This is a genomic window from Variovorax sp. 350MFTsu5.1, assembly GCF_048302515.1.
Classification (GTDB): domain Bacteria; phylum Pseudomonadota; class Gammaproteobacteria; order Burkholderiales; family Burkholderiaceae_C; genus Variovorax; species Variovorax guangxiensis.
The window spans coordinates 13,395-32,240 of sequence record NZ_CP157621.1 but is presented as its reverse complement, the minus strand read 5'-3'; the positions used below and the strand labels follow the sequence as shown (position 1 = coordinate 32,240).

At 63.7% G+C, this 18,846-nt stretch carries 18 protein-coding genes and 1 pseudogene; 13 read left to right on the top strand and 6 right to left on the bottom strand.

Translation table 11 applies throughout. The features are described from left to right. The first annotated feature begins 138 nt into the window (after positions 1 to 138). Together ABL843_RS31530 and ABL843_RS31525 are read left to right on the top strand one after the other, a co-directional pair. Positions 139 to 741 (top strand): hypothetical protein, encoded by a 603-nt coding sequence (locus tag ABL843_RS31530; RefSeq protein WP_418120754.1) that lies wholly within the window; start codon positions 139 to 141, stop codon positions 739 to 741. A 72-nt stretch (positions 742 to 813) separates the two neighbouring features. Then, the gene (locus tag ABL843_RS31525; protein ID WP_418120753.1) at positions 814 to 1,044 is read left to right on the top strand and encodes a hypothetical protein; all 231 of its coding nucleotides are present in this window, start codon (positions 814 to 816) and stop codon (positions 1,042 to 1,044) included. Between the two features lie 380 nt (positions 1,045 to 1,424). Here ABL843_RS31525 and ABL843_RS31520 read toward each other — a convergent pair whose 3' ends face one another. Beyond that, complete coding sequence (locus ABL843_RS31520; RefSeq protein WP_418120752.1) at positions 1,425 to 1,829, bottom strand: hypothetical protein; 405 nt, start codon at positions 1,827 to 1,829, stop codon at positions 1,425 to 1,427. A 464-nt stretch (positions 1,830 to 2,293) separates the two neighbouring features. Here ABL843_RS31520 and rrtA point away from each other — a divergent pair, with 464 nt between their 5' ends. Next, positions 2,294 to 2,887 (top strand): rhombosortase, encoded by a 594-nt coding sequence (rrtA, locus tag ABL843_RS31515; protein ID WP_418120751.1) that lies wholly within the window; start codon positions 2,294 to 2,296, stop codon positions 2,885 to 2,887. Between the two features lie 282 nt (positions 2,888 to 3,169). Here rrtA and ABL843_RS31510 read toward each other — a convergent pair whose 3' ends face one another. After that, complete coding sequence (locus ABL843_RS31510) at positions 3,170 to 5,938, bottom strand: endo-1,4-beta-xylanase (RefSeq protein ID WP_418120750.1); 2,769 nt, start codon at positions 5,936 to 5,938, stop codon at positions 3,170 to 3,172. A 271-nt stretch (positions 5,939 to 6,209) separates the two neighbouring features. Between ABL843_RS31510 and ABL843_RS31505 the strand changes: the two genes are divergently transcribed. Beyond that, complete coding sequence (locus ABL843_RS31505) at positions 6,210 to 7,193, top strand: LysR family transcriptional regulator (protein ID WP_418120749.1); 984 nt, start codon at positions 6,210 to 6,212, stop codon at positions 7,191 to 7,193. A 616-nt stretch (positions 7,194 to 7,809) separates the two neighbouring features. Beyond that, positions 7,810 to 8,616: a transglutaminase-like domain-containing protein gene (locus tag ABL843_RS31500; protein ID WP_418120748.1), complete on the top strand. Its 807-nt coding sequence runs from the start codon at positions 7,810 to 7,812 to the stop codon at positions 8,614 to 8,616. An 83-nt stretch (positions 8,617 to 8,699) separates the two neighbouring features. Here the strand turns inward: ABL843_RS31500 and ABL843_RS31495 are convergent, their stop codons facing one another. Both ABL843_RS31495 and ABL843_RS31490 read right to left on the bottom strand, forming a co-directional pair. Then, positions 8,700 to 8,894, bottom strand: a complete 195-nt coding sequence (locus tag ABL843_RS31495) for a hypothetical protein (protein WP_369662800.1) — start codon at positions 8,892 to 8,894, stop codon at positions 8,700 to 8,702. A 15-nt stretch (positions 8,895 to 8,909) separates the two neighbouring features. Further along, positions 8,910 to 9,122 carry a hypothetical protein gene (locus tag ABL843_RS31490; protein ID WP_184641722.1) on the bottom strand — a complete coding sequence of 71 codons (213 nt, stop codon included), beginning with the start codon at positions 9,120 to 9,122 and terminating at the stop codon, positions 8,910 to 8,912. A 368-nt stretch (positions 9,123 to 9,490) separates the two neighbouring features. On the opposite strand from ABL843_RS31490, the gene ABL843_RS31485 reads away from it, so the two are divergent. From ABL843_RS31485 to ABL843_RS31455, 7 genes and pseudogenes are all read left to right on the top strand, one after another. Continuing rightward, complete coding sequence (locus ABL843_RS31485) at positions 9,491 to 9,706, top strand: hypothetical protein (protein ID WP_184641721.1); 216 nt, start codon at positions 9,491 to 9,493, stop codon at positions 9,704 to 9,706. Between the two features lie 28 nt (positions 9,707 to 9,734). Further along, a complete protein-coding gene (gene infA / locus ABL843_RS31480) occupies positions 9,735 to 10,001 on the top strand; it encodes a translation initiation factor IF-1 (RefSeq protein WP_369662799.1) in 267 nt (88 codons plus the stop codon). Between the two features lie 61 nt (positions 10,002 to 10,062). After that, positions 10,063 to 10,338: pseudogene (locus ABL843_RS31475) on the top strand (RNA recognition motif domain-containing protein); the annotation flags it as partial. Positions 10,339 to 10,356: 18 nt separating this feature from the next. Next, a complete protein-coding gene (locus ABL843_RS31470; protein WP_369662798.1) occupies positions 10,357 to 10,677 on the top strand; it encodes a hypothetical protein in 321 nt (106 codons plus the stop codon). Positions 10,678 to 10,943: 266 nt separating this feature from the next. Beyond that, positions 10,944 to 11,261: a hypothetical protein gene (locus tag ABL843_RS31465; protein ID WP_369662797.1), complete on the top strand. Its 318-nt coding sequence runs from the start codon at positions 10,944 to 10,946 to the stop codon at positions 11,259 to 11,261. A gap of 422 nt (positions 11,262 to 11,683) precedes the next feature. Further along, positions 11,684 to 12,703, top strand: a complete 1,020-nt coding sequence (locus ABL843_RS31460; RefSeq protein ID WP_369662901.1) for a TRAP transporter substrate-binding protein — start codon at positions 11,684 to 11,686, stop codon at positions 12,701 to 12,703. Continuing rightward, on the top strand, positions 12,700 to 15,804 hold the full coding sequence (locus tag ABL843_RS31455; RefSeq protein WP_418120747.1) for an EAL domain-containing protein: 3,105 nt from the start codon (positions 12,700 to 12,702) through the stop codon (positions 15,802 to 15,804). The genes ABL843_RS31460 and ABL843_RS31455 overlap by 4 nt, the downstream gene beginning before the upstream one ends. 37 nt (positions 15,805 to 15,841) lie before the next feature. On the opposite strand, the gene ABL843_RS31450 is transcribed toward ABL843_RS31455, so the two are convergent. Together ABL843_RS31450 and ABL843_RS31445 are read right to left on the bottom strand one after the other, a co-directional pair. Further along, positions 15,842 to 15,994, bottom strand: a complete 153-nt coding sequence (locus tag ABL843_RS31450; protein WP_369662795.1) for a helix-turn-helix domain-containing protein — start codon at positions 15,992 to 15,994, stop codon at positions 15,842 to 15,844. 543 nt (positions 15,995 to 16,537) lie between these two features. Next, on the bottom strand, positions 16,538 to 17,719 hold the full coding sequence (locus ABL843_RS31445) for a serine hydrolase domain-containing protein (protein ID WP_418120746.1): 1,182 nt from the start codon (positions 17,717 to 17,719) through the stop codon (positions 16,538 to 16,540). Positions 17,720 to 17,904: 185 nt separating this feature from the next. Between ABL843_RS31445 and ABL843_RS31440 the strand changes: the two genes are divergently transcribed. Next, positions 17,905 to 18,834, top strand: a complete 930-nt coding sequence (locus tag ABL843_RS31440) for a Ku protein (protein WP_418120745.1) — start codon at positions 17,905 to 17,907, stop codon at positions 18,832 to 18,834. Positions 18,835 to 18,846 lie beyond the last annotated feature (12 nt).

Genomic DNA, 18,846 nt, shown 5'->3' with positions numbered 1-18,846 from the left:
GGATGCCCTTGCTTCGCGCTTACCTTTAACGGGGGTCGAGGCAGGCTCGCTGAAAACTTCAAAAGATAGTCACGGGACGGCCCGTTAAAGCGCCGTACCTTCATCCATTTAAAGTCACAGGACTACTGAAAGGGTGCGATGCAAAACTGCTATGCGAACTGGCCGCTGATACTTGAATTCCTGAAAGTCTTTCTCTCTTGGCCGGTAGCGGCGTTGGTATTAGGCGGCATTTTTATGCGCGTGTTCAGAGAGCCAATCAGAGAGCTTGTCAGTCGGTTGACAAAATTCAAGGCTATCGGCGCCGAGATTGAGGCATCCGCTCCAGTTCCGTCGAATCAGGAGCAGGCCAAGCCAGCGGCGGAGCTGAGTGACCCTGTCGACCAAGCTGCAGCAACCCCGGCCCGCGCCCGGGAAGTAATCCTGGCGCTTCGCGACGTTTGCATGTTTGAGCAAACTTACAACCTCATCTTTGGCTCGCAAATGCAGCTGCTCCACTATTTGAGAATGCAAGGGGCCCAGGGTGCAGAAAAGGCCCCCATCGAAGCGTTCTATCAGGAGCATCTGAAGTTGGTCGGCGAGGGCCAGCCGCCCACTCTTGAGGACTATTTGCGCTTCCTCGCCGTCCGAACTTTGATCGAGCCAGTCGATGGAACGGAGCGCGTGCGGATCTCTGCTTTGGGGGATAAATTTGTGGGGTACATCGTGTCCACCTATACGCCTCCGCCATTTCGACCCTTCTAACCGTGCTAGGTCCTGCGCGTCTGGGGATCCGTATCCGCGGAGGGAAGCATTCCGCTCAGCCCACGCCTGCTGATGGAGGTCGACAGCGTCGGCCTGGGATCCAAAGTTCTGGCCTACAGCGACATCGCCAACGCCGAAGTCGCGCGACAGAACCGCAGGATGATCACCAATGCGGACAGGACCGTGTATTTCAGCAGCAACAATCAACGAGCCAAGCATCTGGACTTGTTGTTGTCGCAGCGTAGACAAAAGAAGACCACGGGGCCGGCCGCTCCGCTGGGTGCCGGCGCCGGCGCCGGCTGATCGACGCTCGCGCACGCGTTCACCGGCGGTTCGCTGTAGCATTCGTCCGGATGGTCGCAGCGCTTCGAGACGATCGCAGGCAGCCCTGCAGTTCGATCGTGTCGAGTGCGTCCGGCCACATCGATCGGTATGCGGATCGCTGGAGACCACGTGCCGCGGATCTTCTGATCACCGAGCCACTGAACGACCGTACCTGCAGGGTGTTGATTTCCACTCAGGTGGCGACCTGCTTTATTCACGGAGCCTCGACCCGCAAGGCTGTTGAACACACGCGTGTCCGAGCATAGGGGTGAGGACAAATACGCCGGGTCGGCGCCTGATGGAATCGTGGGTCAGACGGGCGCGGAAATCTACACTCCAGGCTCCCCACGGCATTCCTGCTATCTCAGGGGCTGCGTCCTGCGAAGCCGAACCGCCATGGCATCCAGGTGCGCCATGACGCCCGTCATCGGATCCTTCGCGCACTGCCTGTCGAGGAACGCGGTGATCACCGACAGGTCCGGGATGACGAAGGCGTTTCCTTCCCGGGGCACGCCGTCGAACTCGCTGTTTTTGCCCGAGAGATACCCCTGTGCCCAGCTGATCGTCATCAGCTCGCCACGGCTCATGGGCGTGCTCGGCACGCGGCGCACCTCCAACCAGTGGCCGCACGAGTCCCGGGCGGTACCGACGCCCGCGTAGGCGCTGTTGTCCTGCTGGGCCCGGGCCTGCGACGCAGGACAGCCGGCAGCGACGACAATGACGATTGCGGCGGCGGCGAAACGGAGGATTGACGTCGTCGTCATGGCAGGGTTCCCTTCTTTTTCTGAATGTGTTCGTTCCTGAGTGCCAATTCTCGCGGCACTTGCGCGGGCCTGGAGCCCGACGCCTGCGGCAACGGCGGCCGCGTTAGACCGCAACCGGAGCCGAGAAGACGCGCAGCAGGAGCGTTGATACGAAGTGCATCGAGGCGGTTGGCGCACTGCCTGTTGATTACTACCCAGGTGGCGACCCGCCTTTTCACGGAGCCTTGACCCGCATGCTGTTGGACACATGCGTATCCGAGCAAAAGGGGTGAAGGCAAACACGCTGGGTCGGCGCTTGGTGGAACTGGGGATCAAACGGGCGCTGAAATCTACAGAGGAGCGCTTCAGTCCCCTTCTGAAGATGCTGCACGGCCTCGGCGATACACTCGGGCGCCCGCAGTTTGCATGCGGACACACTTCCCTCATGGGCAATTACCCGAATCCCTGAATGGGCCGCGCCCCGCATGCGACCTCTCTCACAGCGGTCCTTTGCCAATTGGCTTGTTCCCATCGCGCTCGCCTGTCTGGTGCTGATCTTGCAGGCGGGTGGTGAGCCGGTGTACGAAGCGCTGCGCTACGAACGCGCGGCCGTGCTCGGTGGACAGCCCTGGCGCCTGCTTTCGGCGCATGTGGTGCATCTCGGCTGGGGGCACTGCATGATGAACACTGGCGGGCTGGCACTGTGCGCCACGTTCGCGGCCGGCACCCGCAGCTGGCGCGCCTGGGCCACCGCGATCGTTGTGCTGGCCCTCGGCGTGGGGATTTTGCTGGTAGCCGCATCGCCCCAAGCCACGAACTACGCGGGCCTCTCCGGCGTGCTCTATGGGCTGTTCATCTGGGTGCTGGCGCCGCGCACCTGGCGTGGCGATCGCATGGCCTTGATCGTCCTGGTCGCCGTCCTCGCACGCATCGCTTGGCAGATGTTCCATCCGCCTTCTGAAGCGCAGCGTGCGCTGATCGGCGGCGACGTGATGGTCCAGGCGCACCTGTACGGCGCGCTGTGCGCACTGGCGCTCTGCCTCTGGCAGGAGGTTTGGCCGCACTTGCGGCGGGCCTGAGCCGACCTCATTGGCGCCTTTCCTGCCATTCTGACGGAAAGGTGATCGCGACCTTCTCCGGCTCTGCATGGTCAGCTCAACCGACGCTCCATCAACACCGCGTCCTTTTCGGTATCGAGCCGGCGCGGCGATGGATGACGGCGGCAGCGATTCGGCTCTTGCATTCACGCGACTCGCCACACCATCGACATCTGACTCACCTTGCCGTCAAGGCGGGCCACGAGAACGCATGAGGGTGCGCCTGCGATGCAGCCGCGGCCGAGGCCTGACCCGGCGCCGGCTTCACCGCCGACGGCGGCGGGCGACCGCAAGCGCCGCAAGACCGGCCAGCGCCAGGGCAAGGTCGCCCGCGTCCAGCGATCCGCCGTTTCTGCGGAATGGGAAGGCGATCGGCATTGCCGGTGGCGGCGTGGAGGGAGGCTCCGTCGTAGGCGGATTCGTCGTCGGCGGCGGTTCATTGTCGGGCGCGTAGGACTCGATGTCGTAGGCGTAGAGCCTGATGCTCGTGCCCTCCTTGGGGCTCTCCGCCTGCGTGGCGACGAAGCCGCCAACAGACCCCTGCCGCTGACTGATGGCATTCCCGGCGTCCCTGTTGGGCGTCTCGCCATCGCTCACTTCCTTCAGGACGTGATGCTGTTTGGCACCATCCTTGTCGGTGTACAGGAACATCTTCATCTCGCCGGTCTTCGGGTCGATGGGCGTGTTGAACCACACCGCCTGGTCCAGCGCTCTTTCGGCGATCTGCGAACCCTCCTGGCCGTTCGTCTGTCGCGTGATCAGCGAGTTCTGACCCGCCACGACGGTGCCAGTCGCCCCGTTGCCTCTGAAGACGATATGCGGGTAAGCGTTGGTGCCATGGATGAAGCTCTGCATCGTGTGCCCTTCCTGCGCCGCGTACGGTCCTGCGGCAGGGCTCTTCGCCTCCTCGAAGACGAACTTGAGGTTGTCCTGCGCCAGGGCGGGCTCGCTCGCGGGCGCATTCGAATTGCGCAATGGCACAAGGATGTCGCCACGCAGGACGACGGGCGTGCGCGACAGCGATTCGGGCGAGGCTGTGGTTGCGGGCTTGCTCCTGTTGGTCAACGCGGCGGCCTGCGTCTGTCCGTTGGAAGCCGATTCCGCGGACACGACCATGTACGTCCTGCCGGGCTCGAATCTCGTGACGAGTCGCCAGGCTTTCTGCGTCGACGCGTCCTTTTGCAACCTCAACCCGAACGGGCCGACGATCGGGTCCTGCGGCTGCAGGACGAGCGTGGTGCGGCCATGTTTCGGCACAGCCTTCGTCTCCACGACGCCGGACGCTCTCGCCATCCCGTCGCTTCCATACGAGGTCTTGTACTGCTTGAATGCGGTCACGCCGTCGCTGAAGCGAACCTCCGCATAGGACAAGGGCGCCTCCAGGGCGTTGGCGGCATCCATCCACCCGACGGTCATCTTTCCAAAGGACAGTACGAACGTCGCCGTGTTCTCGACGGACGCAGTGGCCGGTGCGGACCCTCGCGCGGTCACCGTCACATGGCACGGCTTCCCGGGAACCACGGCGCAGTCGGGCGGGTTGAACTTCATGCTCTCGACGGCAAATCCCGCGGGCAGCGAGACGTTGGCGGCGGTGAAGACTACGTTCTTCGTTCCCACCGGCACGTTGATGTCGAGCATCGCCTGAGCGTTCCTGCCGCCCCAGGTCCTGGCCGTGAAGCTTTCTCCGCCATAGCTGAAGGTCGCGGTGACTCCGTTTGGCGGCAAGCCCGCATCGATGAGGTATTGCTCGGGGTTCGTCGTGGCCCAGTACGCCTCCTTCGGCTGGCCGACGCCGGACCACGGATATCCGTTGGTGTGGTAGCCCGGGTCCGTCATCCCCCACCAAGTCACCCGGTGCACGCCGCCCTTGTACTCGGGGTGACGACCTCCCGGGCCGGCGGCGTATTCCTTGAGCAGGCTGAAAAGCTTCGCGTACTGGATGCCCTGCTCCTTGAACAGGGCCTCCATCTCGGGGCCGTTCTGGATCCGCTGGCCCTTGTCCAGCCCCAGGAGCGGTGCGAGATCCAGCTCGGTCAGATCGACGTTCACCCCGGTTTCGAGATAGGTCTTGATGGTCCTCTCGAAGGCGTCCAGGTTGAGCCGCATGTCCCAGTGCCCCTGCGTGCCGATGACGTCGACCAGCGGCCTGGGGTTTCCCTTGGCATCCAGGAGGATCCGCCCCTTGCCCGCGGCCGATTCGGCCGCGTACCGTTCATTGAACTCCTTGACCATCGAGGCGATCGCGGTGGCCTTCGAGGCTCGCTCGTTGTCGTTGAAGTCGTTGTAGTTCAGGATCGCGGTCGTGTTCTGGCGCGCCGCGTGGAAGGCGTCATACATGTAGTCCCAGCTCTTCCCACCCTTGGCGTAGGCCTGGGCCCATCGGGAGGGGCGTTCTTCGGGGCTGTAGCCGGTTCGCAGGGCGTTCCTCCAGTCGGCGGGGTTGTCGGGGTTGTCCTTGAACGCCTCGTTGACGACGTCCCAGGCGTAGGTCTTGAACGGTTCCTGATCGAAATGCCCGGCCACGGTCCGGATGTAGTACTCCAGATTCGTCTTCGCCGTTGCGTAGTCCCACGGGGTTTCCCATCCGCCATTCGCAGTCGCGACGTTGGGAGCAGGCCATTGGGCCGACTGGTTGTGCCAGACCAGCACGTGCCCGGTGACCTTGACGCCGCGCGCATTGGCCGCGCCGATGTCTGCGTTGATGCCCGAGCTCAGGTTGGTGAGGAAGTTGGGGGTCGGATTGCTGATTCCCCCATTCCAGAACTCCGGCTTCATCGCGTTGCCGGGCGTCACCACGTTGAAGTGCTTCACGGTCATGGCAGCGACCGAGTTTTCGCCCGGCACCACCTCGGCGCCGAAGTTGCGCGCGTCGAGATTGGTGCTGCCGATCAGGAAGTGGTTTTTGTACACGTCCTTCAGCGCAGGCCAGTCGGCGGGGTTCGTTGGCCGATCGGCCGCCAGGGCGGCGTTCACGATCACAAGTCCGGCTGGCAGCGCAATCAGGAGGCTCTTGATGTCCAGTCTGCCGAACATGATCCCGGTCCTCCTGGTGGTTCCGGCGATCGGGGAGTTCTCGTTGCACGTGTTCCTTGATCTGCGCCAAGGCGAACCGGCCAATGCGACCCGCAGTGCAGTCGCCAGACCCAGTGATCTGAATTTCATGATGTCTCCGGAATGGAATATGCGGGGTGCGGCGAACTTGCCGCGACTCGCCGGCTCTCTGCGGAGCCCTGGTTGACCGACACGAAGGCTAGGTGAGCGCCCCCTGCCGGTCCACTGACTTTTTCGCTAGCATCCATTCCAAATGCTGATGAGTTCAGGCAAGACCCCTGGTAAATCGCTGATGCTGGCCCAAGTCTCGCGTCTGCGTTTCCGGCATCTGCAGTTCCTCGACATCCTCGGAAAGACACGCAACCTGCGCCTGACTGCCGAGCAGATGTACATCACGCAGCCGGCGGCCACCAAGGTGTTGATGGACATCGAGGAGATGCTGGAAGCGCGGCTTTTCGATCGCCTGCCGCGCGACATGCAACCGAACGAGCTGGGACTCTTCACCTTGCGTTATGCGCACTCGGCACTGGACGGCTATCGCAAGTTCGTGGACGAGTTCAGCACCCTGAAGCAGGGCGGGCACGGCCATCTGTCGATCGGCGCCATCTCGGGTGCGGCGCATCTGCTGATTGCCGCGGTGGCCGAGTTGCAGCGCCTGCGGCCGTTGCTGGTGGTGAAGGTTCTGGAGCAGAGCAGCGACCAGCTCATCGTGTGGTTGGCCGAGCGCAAGATCGACGTGATGATCGGCCGCTTCACCGACGAATCCCAGCGCGACCAGTTCCACTACGAGAACCTGAGCAGTGAAAGCCTGCAGATCGCCGCGGGCGTGCACCATCCGTTGCGCGGGCCGAACGCCCCTGGGCTGAGGGAGCTGTCCAACTGGCCATGGATCCTGTATCCGGCGTCCACCGCGCTGCGCAAGGTGTCGGATGACATCTTGCGCAGCACAGGCCTGTCGCTCACCTCGGGCATCGTCGAGACGCCGTCGTTTCTCTTCGCGCTGGAGCTGATGCAGAGCACGACCATGCTGTCGCTGCAGCCTGCCGCGCTCGTGGACAAATATGTACGGCGCGGTCTGCTGACGCGCATCGCGACAGAACTCCCCACCCGCATGCCCGACTTCGGCCTGATCACGCTGCAAGGCGAGCCGCCCAGCACGGCCGTGCTGGCGTTCATGGACGTGATCCGCAACATGGCGGACCACGAAGCCGAAGCGGCGTCGGGCATCCTCCGCTGATGGCGATTGCACTGGCGCTAACAGCCGCCCTATTCCACCAGTCGAATCGCGTATCGAAGGGCGCCTGTCGCATTGCGGGCAGCAGCTGAGCACCGACTGGCCGTCAAGGCGAACTCACCTGGGCATTGACGTTCGTGCGACCGTCTGCTTCCAAGATCCAGTTCAGGCAACGTCGCTTGAAGGATTCAAGATCGGTTTCAACCCAGGATCGTGGAAGGACCAACGTCAATCTGCAGCGATGATTGCCGTCCAAGGTGACCTCGGCGCTGGCACACAGTCCGCCGCTTTCGATGGGTTGACGAACGGTAGAGCACGCCCAGAGTCCCAATCTTCCTTCGTGGACAAGACGCTCGCTCCCCATGGTGGTCTCCGGACGGCTTCCCACGGGTACGACATCAAGATCGATGGTTGGCGCGAGCGGCAAGTCAGCAGACGTTAACGCCTCAGCGGCGATGTCGTGTAGGACGGCGTGCCGTCCCTAGGGATCTGGGCCCACACGCTTCGGAGGTGGCGCCTGTCCCGAAAGCCAAACAACCTGCGATGCAACGGGCAAGGGCCGGAGTTCAGGAATTACTTATTCTTCAAGGAAGCATCGAATCAGGGTGCATGATGTGCCATGAACATCCAACTCGGCTTCGAGATCGCCTACAAGTTTCCTCGGCCGACTCCGATGATTCTGAATCTCAACATCCACTATTCAAGAGCATCGGACCTCCTGCGTCCAGATCATCTGCTCACGCATCCGGCGGTGTCCACGACGGCTTACCGAGACCTGTTTGGGAACTGGTGCACGCGCCTGGTCGCTCCCGCAGGGCGCTTCGTATTGAGCACGGATGCCTTGATCCGCGACAGCGGCTTGCCGGACAGTATTGCCCCTTCTGCTTCGCAGACAGCGGTGGAACGCCTGCCCGAATCCACCTTGGTGTATCTGTTGGGCAGCCGTTACTGCGAAACCGACTTGCTGTCCGATTTTGCTTGGCAGCGTTTTGGGAGCGGACCCAGCGGATGGGCGCGCGTGCAGGCGGTGTGCGATTTCGTGCACCAGCATATCGAGTTCGGCTATCAGCATGCTCGACGTACCCGTTCGGCCCTGGAGGCTTTCAAGGAGGGGAAAGGCGTGTGCCGGGACTATGCGCATCTGGCCATTGCTCTATGTCGCTGTTTGAACATTCCAGCCCGCTATTGCACTGGATACCTGGGCGATGTCGGAACTGCGCCACCCTTCGGTCCAATGGACTTCGCAGGTTGGTTCGAGGCGTTCCTGGGTGACCGTTGGTACACGTTCGACGCGCGCAACAACGTGCCGCGCATCGGTCGCGTGTTGATTGCACAGGGGCGGGATGCCAGCGACGTGGCGTTGTCCTGCACCTTCGGACCGGATCAATTGGAGGGTTTCAAGGTCTGGTGCGACGAAGTTCAATGAGCCCCAAAGGCACCGCGAATCTTCGCTGTGGTACCCGCTGTCGCCTGGGAGCGGGCGGGACGAGACGGGCTGGCAGCCGTTGGCTATCTCGGGCCGGCCAGTGACCAGATCGTCGCGCCCAGACGCATCAGGTCGGTCGCTTCCTGCTGAACGCCCTCGCATGACATGTCCAAGCCCGCGACTTTCGCCGCGACCAGTGATACAGCCTCGTCTGCGGGAAGTGCCCCACCAATGCGAGCCATCTCCACGATCTTGAGCATCACGTCCGTCTGGTTCATGGCTCAGGCACATTCCTACTTCGGCTGCTGCTGGCGGCAGATGTTCACACCTGTGGTCGTCAGCTGAAGCGATCCGCCCAGCCATTCGAGCCAGGACAACGAAACCATATCGTCGATCACCGCCTCATCGATTTCACCCGCACGCCGGTGGTGCAGCAGATCGGCCACTTGGGGCAGATCCGCGCGAAGCGCTTCCTGCCGAGAGAGGGAGAGAAGCGCCTGAGTCATGCGGGTCCTTCACGCGAATGGAGCGAGTCAGCGTAACACTGGAACACCGCCTGCGGGCATGAAAAACCACCGCGCCCCGAAATCACCTACACTAGGTGCATCGATTGCGGCGTGCTCGTTGCCTCAATCCCTGATTGGCACCTCGCGGCAGTCGCCTCCCGCAAAGGCCTCAACTCTCCGACAAGGTGGCCCATTTTCGCCACCCTCGCCGGAGCGCCATCCCCCTCAGCGAGCTTCATCTTCGGTCCGTTCAATAGAGAACATCCCACGGACCGTTTCCTTCACGGTTTCACTTCGTGCGCCTGACCGGTCCAACGCCGGCACGCGTCCACTCGGCGCGCCCTCAGGGCAAGCGCTCGCTTTATCACATGCAGATTCCACAGGCCCACGAGGTGGGCAGATACCTCGTCACCCCCATGACCAAACTCACGGATACCGGGCAGTACGCAGCCTCGGTTTCCATCCGCCGTGGCATGCATGACCGGGTCTTCCGGCTCATTCCGCGTTTCGACAGCGCCGCGCGAGCGGCGCGCTATGCACTGATGCAAGGCCGTCATTTCGTGCTGAACAACCAGCTGGCCTGAGCATCCGGCCAATCACTGAAGGAGCGTCGTGGGCAAGGAAGAACTGATTGAAATGCAAGGCCGGGTGCAGGAGGTGCTGCCTGATTCGCGCTTTCGCGTCACTCTCGACAACGGGCACAGCCTGATCTGCTACTCGGGCGGAAAGATGCGCAAGCACCGCATCCGCGTGCTCGCGGGCGACAAAGTCTCGCTGGAGATGTCACCCTACGATCTCAACAAGGGACGGATCACGTTCCGTCATCTGGAGCCTCGCACCCAGAGCGGCTCTTCGCTCGTGCGGCGCCCTGTTCGGTAGGCCTGCGCGCCGACTCCCATCCATTTCATACCGAATTTCGGTTCACTCAAGAAAGCAAATCATGGACAACAAACTCTACGTCGGCAATCTCTCATACGCGGTGCGCGAAGACGCGCTGCAGCAACAATTTTCGGCCTTCGGTCATGTCTCCTCGGCCAAGGTCATGATGGAGCGCGATACCGGTCGCTCCAAGGGTTTTGGTTTCGTCGAGATGGGCTCGCCTGCGGAAGCGCAGGCCGCCATCGCAGGGCTCCATGGCAAGGAAATCGACGGTCGTGCACTGACCGTCAATCTGGCGCGTCCGATGGAGCCGCGTACCGGTGGCTTCGGCGGTGGCTATCGCAACTGAGCCACCATGACGATCAGCCCCTCTTTCGTACTGGGCTTGACAGAGGCAGACAACGCAGAGTCCATTGCGCATGTTGCCTTCCTCCGGAGCATCGAGCATGCGGTCTTTCCGCTGACCATCCTCAAACCCGAGGAGGTTTCCTTCACGGGGGCGCTGAATGCGAAGAAATGGGTCCTTCTGCAAAACGCAGGGTCGAAATCTCGTCCAGCAGACACGGCCGATCCCCTATCGGTCGTGATCGAGGACATCACCGCAGAAGGACGCGCCGAGCTGCGGCGCCGGCAGACCTTCGGGCCCTGGGAGTGGCGCAAGAAGTCGCAAGCCTGACAGGCATCGCGCCCAACTGGCTCAGTTGCTGACCGGTGGGCGCGCACGTTGAACGTTGCCTAGCGGATGCATGGCGCGCAGCAGCGTCGCTGCACAGCGTGTTGTCGTCCGGGCCGTGCGTTGCCGTCTCGCTCGGGAACTTGCGATACAGCGGATATTTCGATTCATTCGCCCAGTTCTCGCAATGAGATACGAGGCATGGCCGCGGTGGTGCATCAGAAAGACGCACTGTAGGCAGCGGCCGCCCGACACGACACGACCAGCGCTTGCATCAAGTCGTCCCCCTCGTCCCGATCGGCACAAGGAAATCATCACAAGGCAAGCCTCCAACTCAGCGTGGGGTCGGTGGGCAGGTCGAACATGGCCTCATCGCCGAGCCATATCAAGACCGCATCAACTTCGCGCGGCCTGCCGCCAGAACCCGCCAGGCTTGGATGAGGCTGCGGCGCGGAATGGTTTCCGGCAAGGAGTTGTTCCACGAGTTTGTTGAAATCTTTGTGGATAACTCGGGGACAACATCGGTGTTGCAAGCATTGATGCGGGTCGCCGCCAGAGTGCCTGCGTTCGAGGCAGTCGCCTCTTGACTTTTCGCGCAACAGGCTAGGGAGAGCCCGGTGGATCCGGATATCTGGATGCGAGCTTCCTTGCCGCACTGAGTCCGCATCACGCCTTCGAAGCCGAACCGCGACCGCAGCCGCTGGAGTTCGCGATTGCCCCCGTTGAGGGCCTTGCACGAGTGGACGGCCTGCGTCGGCAAGCTTGCAGCGCAGGCAGGAAAGGATCCGCCTGCCGATGGCCCCGAAAGCCCCTGCGCGCCCGTCTTGGCGGCCACACCGGCCTGGCCAGGCTGGCAAGCGTGCCCGGCGCGCAACACGGGGGCCCCCAGACATGCCGCCGTCCGGCGCTCCTGTGCCATGATGAAGTTCGCCGATCCACTCCCTACACCCGGGCTTTGCCCCGCCCTTGCTCGCACAGCGTCATCTTGGCCTACCTCGTCGCACTTCTGATGTTCGTCGCATCGCTGTGCCATGCGCAGACGGCGCCTGTGCAACGCCTGCGCATCGTCGGAGGGCTGGGCGGGGTCACCCAGTACACGGGGCAGGAGGAGCAGTTCTGGACGCGTGACCTCGCGGCGCTGTCCGGCGGCCGCTACACCGCCAGCATCGTGCCCTTCGACCGTGCCGGGGTGCCCGGCCAGGAAATGCTGAGCCTGATGCAACTCGGCGTGGTGCCCTTCGGCACGGCGCTGCTGAGCCAGGTTTCCACCCAATTTCCGGAGCTCGGCGCGCCCGACATGGCCGGACTGAACCCCGACATCGCCACGCTGCGCCGCGTGGTCGGCGCGTTCCGCCCCTACCTGACGCACGCGTTGCGCGAGCGCTATGACGTGGAACTGCTGGCGGTCTACATCTACCCGGCGCAGGAGGTGTTCTGCAACAAGCCGATGCAACAACTCGGCGACCTCGCGGGCCGGCGCACACGCGTATCCAGCTCGACGCAGGCCGACTTCGTCACGGCGCTGGGCGGCACGCCGGTGTACACCGAGTTCTCGCAGATCATGGCGAACATGAAATCGGGCAACACCGACTGCGTCATCACCGGCACCATGTCCGGGCACACGCTCGGCCTGCATGCAGTGACCAGCGCCCTCTATGTCATGCCGCTGAACTGGGGCGTGGCGGTGTTCGCGGCCAACCGCGAAAGCCTGAATGCGCTGCCGCCCGAGCTGCAGGCGCTGCTGCGCAAGGAACTGCCGCGGCTGGAAGCCGCCGTCTGGGCCCAGTCGGAGCGCGATACCGAGGAAGGCATCGCCTGCAACACGGGCACCGCGGGCTGCAGCAAGGCCCTCAAGGGGCGCATGGTGGCCGTGCCGCCATCGCCGCAGGACCACGCCCGCCGCCGCGAGATCCTTGCGACCCGCGTGCTGCCCGGATGGGTGCAGCGCTGCGGTCCGGTGTGCGCCACGACCTGGAACCAGACGGTCGCGCCGGTGGTCGGCATCCAGGCCCGGGCAGCAGCACCGTGACGGCGCGTTTTCCCCGCCGCATCACCGCCATCGTCCTCGGCGTGGCGCTGGTCTTCCTCGCCACCGTGGGGGCCGTGGCCTCCCTCATCGTCTGGGAGTCCAGGCAGAAGGCCATCACCGATCACGAGAGCCAGACGGTCCGCTTCGTGACCGGTTCCGAGGCGGCCCTCAATCGCGCGCTGCTGAGCGTCGACATGCTGCTTGCAGGAGCCAACGAACTGCTGCGCGGTTCGAGCGCCGCAAGTGCCGGCAACGACGCAAGCAGCCCCGGGCCACACCAGCTGCTCGGCAACATGGTGCGGCAGAACCTGCTGGTGCGCCACGTGGCCTTCGTCGATGCGCGTGGGGCCGTGGTGGCCTCGTCGGACCGGCGCGGCGAACACCTGCCGCTCGCTCTGCCCGCGGGCTTCGTGGACAGCGTGCTGGCCAAGCCGGTGTCGACGCTGGCGATCAGCGCGCCGGCCCTCAGCGCAGTCACCTCGCAGAAGGTGCTGTATTTCGCCCGCGCCGTGACGCTGGCGGACAGCTCTCGCATGCTGGCGGTGGCCGAGGTGCAGCTGTCGCTGCTCGCGACGATCATGACGCAAGGCAGCGGCTTGCGCGACCTGGAAGTCACGCTGGAGCGCGACGCCGGCCCCCTCCTGGCGAGCCTGCCGCCACGCGACGACCTGGCCGATCGGCAGATCGAGCCGCCCCTGCACGAGCAGACCAGCGATGGCAAGCCGCGGCGGATGGCCGCGCGCCTGAGCGGTGAGCCGGCCATCGTGGTGGCCCGGCCCACGTTGCACCGCAATCTGCTGATCGTGGCGAGCATGCCGCTGAGCGCTGCGCTCAGGGACTGGCGACGCGAGCGCGATCTGATCGCCTGGACCGGCGTGGCCATCGGCTTGATGATCCTGGCGGTGGCGTGCTTCACGCACATCCAGCTGCGCCGCCAATGGCGCTCCCGGATGGAGCTGATGCGCTCCAAGGCCACGCTGGACCAGGCATTGGGATCGATGGTCAACGGCTTCATCCTGCTGGACGCCGAGCACCGCGTGCTCACCTGGAACCGCAGCTTCGTCGCGATGTTCCCGTGGACCGAATCGATGATCGCGCCACAGTTGCCCTTTCGCCGCATCATGGACGAAACCGCCCGGCACGTGGTGCACAGCCAGGGCCCCGCCGGCTGGTCGGCCTTGAATGCGCCGCAGATGGTCCAACCGCATTCCGAGCAGGAAGCACTGTTGGAGAACGGCCAGGTGATCCGCGCCACCCGCAACCGCACGCCGGACGGCGGCATGGTCTGCGTCTACCAGGACATCACCGAGAAGCGTCGCCACACGGCCGCCATCATCGAGAGCAAGGCGCAGTTGCAGGCCACGCTCAATGCCCTGCCCGATCTGCTGCTCGAAGTCGGCCTGGATGGCCGCTGCCATGGCTATCACGCGCCGCGCGTGCCCTTTCCCGCCGCCGACATCGGAGATCCCGTGGGCCGCACGCTGCAGGAGCTGCTGCCGTTCGAGGCCGCCTCGCAGGTGATGGCGGCGGTGCGCGAAGCGCAGGTCAAGGGCTATTCGGCCGGGCGCCAGTTCGAGCGACGCGACAAGGGCGAGCGCAGCTGGTTCGAGATCTCTGCATCGCGCAAGTCGGTCGAGGTGGTGACCGATGAAAGAGCCAACGCACCGGCCGAAGCCTCGCGCGGCCACGGCGAGGAACGCAGTGCGCGCTTCATCGTGATCCTGCGCGACATCACGCAAAGCAAGCGCGCGGCTCGGGAGATCGAGCACCTGGCTTTCTACGACACGCTCACCGGCTTGCCCAACCGCCGGCAGTTGCTCGATCGCCTGCACCATGCCATCGGCAATGCCGCGCGGCAGCCGGGGCTGTGCGCGCTGCTCTTTTTGGACCTGGACAACTTCAAGACGCTGAACGACGCGCTCGGCCACGACGTGGGCGACCAGTTGCTCAAGCAGGTGGCGCAGCGACTCAAGCGCTGCCTGCGCGAGGGCGACATCGTGGCGCGTCTGGGCGGCGACGAGTTCGTGGTGATCCTGGAAAACCTGAGCGACCAGCTCGCTGGGGCCACCTCGCAGACCGAGACCGTCGGTGCGGCCATCCTCGCGCAGCTGAACCAGCCGTACCAGCTCGGTGTCCAGCATCATCACGCCACGTGCAGCATTGGTGCCTGCCTGTTCGATGCCCGGACTGCCTCAATCGAGGAGGTACTCAAACAGGCCGACATCGCCATGTACCGCGCCAAGACGGACGGCGGCAACGCGATGCGCTTCTTCGAGACGGAAATGCAGACCCGCATCACCGCGCGCGCCGCGCTGGAAAACGAACTGCACGCCGCCATCGCGGCGCAGCAGTTCGTGCTGCACTACCAGAGCCAGGTCACCGGCGAGGACCGGGTGGTGGGCGCGGAGGTGCTGGTGCGCTGGAACCATCCGACACGCGGGTTGCTGATGCCAGGCCAGTTCATCGACGTGGCGGAGGACACCGGGCTCATCATCCCGCTGGGCCTGTGGGTGCTGGAGACCGCCTGCAGGCAGCTCACGGCATGGCGCGGCGATCCGCGGAGGCGGCACCTGCAGCTGTCGGTCAATGTGAGCGCCCGGCAGTTCCGAGAGGCGGATTTCGTCGACCAGGTGAGCCGAGTGCTGGTGCAAACCGGCGCCGATCCGGGCAGGCTCAAGCTGGAGCTCACCGAAAGCCTGCTGCACGAGAAGGTGGCCGACGCCATCGGCAAGATGGAAGCCCTGGCCGCCTTGGGCATCCAGTTCTCCATGGACGACTTCGGCACCGGCTATTCGTCGCTGTCCTACATGACCCAGTTGCCGCTGAGCCAGGTGAAGGTCGACAAGTTCTTCGTGCACAACATCGGGCTCGACCCGAAGGTGGAGTCGATCATCCAGGCCATCATCGGCCTGGCGCGCAACCTGGAACTGGAGATCGTGGCCGAAGGCGTGGAAACTCATGCGCAGCGCGAGTTCCTGATGCGCCAGGGCTGCGACGTGTGCCAGGGCTACCTGTTCGGCGTTCCCCAGCCCCTCGAAAGCTACGAGCGCGAGCTGGATACGAAGCTTCCGTCATCGAACCCGGTGGTCATACAGCAGTGAACGGCTGCCCGGCATCGCGGATGGATGCCTTCGGGGCTCACAGACTCCGCTCCCCCGACCGCACCCGCGTCCCGCCCATCCAGCGTTGGAAACGGCTCAACTGGATCTGCCGATGGCCGCGAATAACCAACGTCTGGCCCAACTGAGCTTCGAGCGCAGCGACGTGTCGGCTTACGGCGGATTGAGCCAAGCCTTGGTCGCGTGCAGTGGCTGTGAAGCTCCTGCAGCGTGCCAATGCCTAGTACGTTCGGAGTGCCGATAACGGGGTGTCGATAACGGGGTGTCGATCATGGCTTGAGCGCAACTCGACCGATGTCGCGGATATTTCTCCCTCGCATGCGCCCGGCCGAACTTTCAGGCGCCGCTCCAGGTTCATCGGCCATCGCTCGTCGAACTGCCCCGGCACATCGCCTCACGCCACAAAGCAGCGCCCGCCTGACGCCCCGGCGTTGATTTCCCCAGGGGCAACTCGTTTTGTCACGAAGCCTTGACCCGCATGCTGTCGGGCACACGCGTGTCCAGGCAAAGGCGTGGAAGCAAATGCGCTGGCTCAGCGCTTGATGGAACTGTGGGTCAAACGAGCACGGAAATCCACACCCGGTCAGCACGGCAACATCTGACTTCGACCAGGTTCCCCAATGTCGTCTCCCATCCGGCCGGCAAGAACATTCCACTCGTGGATTCTTGTTTCTTTCGCCTGGGCTCGCTGTGAAATCTGATGAGCTTTTCAGGCCTATTTGGGAGGCAAAGCCAGTCGCCGCTGGGCTGCCTGAAACACAGGGCCTCGCGCGAGCCTCAGGGCCTGCCCGCGATGCGCGCTATCCGGCGAAATCGTGGATGTCACGGCCACAACCAAGCCGAGAGGTGAGTGGACCCAGATGAGCTGCCCAGCGTAGCCGCTGGCGAAGAAGGTGGAACCCGAAGGCACCCACCAGAACAGTCCATAGGGCAAGTGAGCGGGCGGCCCGCCTGAACTTTGAGGCTTGACCATCTGGGCTACGAAGCCCGGAGGCAGCAACGGGGCGCCAGCCCAGGTGCCATCCAGCAGCATCAGGTGCCCCAGCTTTGCCATGTCCACGGTTCTCATGGAAGCAATGCCGTCACGAGAGTACGCAGGCTGCCGCATTTCAAGAGGCGTCACGAGTTGCTCGCGCACGAGGTCTGCCATCGGACGTCCGGTCACTCGTTCGAGGACGGCTCGAACCATGGGGGGTCCACTGTTGTCGTAGGCGAAGCGTTGCCCTGGCTCTGTCTGAATTGACCTTGCCCAAGCGGAAGTCGGCGTGAGCGGCGCTGCAGTTCCTGAACGGTCATCTACCGCAAATCCAGCAGTCATGGCCATCAGGTGTCGCAACGTGATGCTCTGCGCGCGAGGGTCCGAGTTGAGAGCGCGCCACTCCGGCATGAGTTCGACAACCGGCAGCTCGAGAGAAGACAGTTGCCCTCGCTTCAAAGCAGTGCCTACCAGGAGCGCCAAGGCGCTCTTGGTGACGGATTGGGTGTCCCGCAATGCGTTCGGGTCGCCATCGCGGTAGTACTCGTATACGGTCCGACCTTGGAGGACAACGACCAAGCTCTGGACATCGCCCAGTTCCTGCTCGATGTCTTTGTCGAGGTTCTTGAAGGCAGCGGCGTCCAGGCGCTGCTCTTCCGGCGTAGACGTTCGCCAAGCCGGCAACGCCTGCGCAAAAGCTGTGGACGCAACCATCGCACAAAGCCAGACGATGAATCTCCGCATCTTGTCCCTCGCGCTGCTTGTTGAAGGGCGTCGCCGCTGAACGACAGCCCAGCCTCCATTCTGCCGGCGAACCGTGACCGGGCGGCAGCACGAATGCCCCTTCAGTGCAAAGTTGCCGGATACCTCGAACGGCTGCTCCTGGCCGACCTCAGCCCTCAAAACATGGCCGCGGTTCATGGGGGGCGCGGAACTTCGCCAAACGCGGCAGCTAGCACGCCGCGCACAGAGATAGCACTTGTCCTCCCCGAGAGACCGCCGATGTCCCACAAGGCCCGAGGTCCCTCGGCGGGAAGGTCTGACCCCTAGGTGGCTATGCCACGACGATCTTCCGCGCGACCGAGGACTGAGAAAAGGCAATCGACATGGCAACTGGCAGCAGAACCCTTTGGAAAGGCGCCATCACCTTTGGCCTGGTCCATATCCCCGTGGGCCTGCACACCGCCAGCATCGAGCAGGGTATCGATTTCGACTGGCTGGACAAGCGCAGCATGGACCCGGTCGGCTACAAGCGCATCAACAAGAAGACGGGCCGGGAGATCGACAAGGACAACATCGTCAAGGGCTTCGAGTACGAAGACGGCAAGTACGTCGTGATCTCGCCCGACGAGATCGAAGCCGTCTATCCCCGCACCACGCAGACGATCGAGATCCAGCGCTTCATCGATGCCCAGGAGCTGCCCTTCCTGTATCTGGAACGGCCCTACTACGTTGCGCCGATCAACAAGGGCCAGAAGGTCTACGCGCTGCTGCGCGAGGTGCTTCTGAAGACGGGCAAGATCGGCCTGGCCAAGGTGGTTATCGCCACCAAGCAGCATCTGGCCGTGCTGGTGCCCTCCGGCAAGGCGATGGTGTTGAACCTGCTGCGATGGGGCGACGAAGTCAAAAGCCTGGAAGGCCTCGACCTGCCTCCTGCGGGGGTCAAGGGCGCCAAGGTGAGCGCGGCAGAGATGAAGATGGCCGAGCAACTGGTCAACAGCATGTCAGGCAAGTGGGATCCGGAAGACTTCAAGGACGAGTTCAAGAGCGCCGTCATGAAGATCGTCCAGAAGAAGGTCAAGGCCGGCGATACCGAGACCGTCATCCAGCCCGAGGAAGAAGCCCCGGAAGACAGCTCGAACGTGATCGACCTGACCGAACTGCTCCAGCGCAGCCTCAAGGGCGGCAAGTCTCCCCAAACCAGCAATGCGGCAGCCAAGAAGCGCAGCAGTGCCAAGGCGCCGGCCAAATCCGCCGGAACCGCGCGAAAGACGGCTTCGAAGAAGGCGTCCGCCAAGACCCGAAAGGCGGCTTGAGGAGGCGCCACG

Coding starts and splice junctions, on each gene's coding strand:
- ABL843_RS31530 (WP_418120754.1), top strand. CDS start 139: ATGCAAAACTGCTATGCGAACTGGCCGCTGATACTTGAATTCCTGAAA.
- ABL843_RS31505 (WP_418120749.1), top strand. CDS start 6,210: ATGCTGATGAGTTCAGGCAAGACCCCTGGTAAATCGCTGATGCTGGCC.
- ABL843_RS31490 (WP_184641722.1), bottom strand. CDS start 9,122: ATGACTCAGGCGCTTCTCTCCCTCTCTCGGCAGGAAGCGCTTCGCGCG.
- ABL843_RS31445 (WP_418120746.1), bottom strand. CDS start 17,719: ATGAACCGCGGCCATGTTTTGAGGGCTGAGGTCGGCCAGGAGCAGCCG.
- ABL843_RS31500 (WP_418120748.1), top strand. CDS start 7,810: ATGAACATCCAACTCGGCTTCGAGATCGCCTACAAGTTTCCTCGGCCG.
- ABL843_RS31510 (WP_418120750.1), bottom strand. CDS start 5,938: ATGTTCGGCAGACTGGACATCAAGAGCCTCCTGATTGCGCTGCCAGCC.
- ABL843_RS31485 (WP_184641721.1), top strand. CDS start 9,491: ATGCAGATTCCACAGGCCCACGAGGTGGGCAGATACCTCGTCACCCCC.
- ABL843_RS31470 (WP_369662798.1), top strand. CDS start 10,357: ATGACGATCAGCCCCTCTTTCGTACTGGGCTTGACAGAGGCAGACAAC.
- ABL843_RS31525 (WP_418120753.1), top strand. CDS start 814: ATGGAGGTCGACAGCGTCGGCCTGGGATCCAAAGTTCTGGCCTACAGC.
- ABL843_RS31460 (WP_369662901.1), top strand. CDS start 11,684: ATGTTCGTCGCATCGCTGTGCCATGCGCAGACGGCGCCTGTGCAACGC.
- ABL843_RS31520 (WP_418120752.1), bottom strand. CDS start 1,829: ATGACGACGACGTCAATCCTCCGTTTCGCCGCCGCCGCAATCGTCATT.
- rrtA (WP_418120751.1), top strand. CDS start 2,294: ATGCGACCTCTCTCACAGCGGTCCTTTGCCAATTGGCTTGTTCCCATC.
- ABL843_RS31440 (WP_418120745.1), top strand. CDS start 17,905: ATGGCAACTGGCAGCAGAACCCTTTGGAAAGGCGCCATCACCTTTGGC.
- ABL843_RS31495 (WP_369662800.1), bottom strand. CDS start 8,894: ATGAACCAGACGGACGTGATGCTCAAGATCGTGGAGATGGCTCGCATT.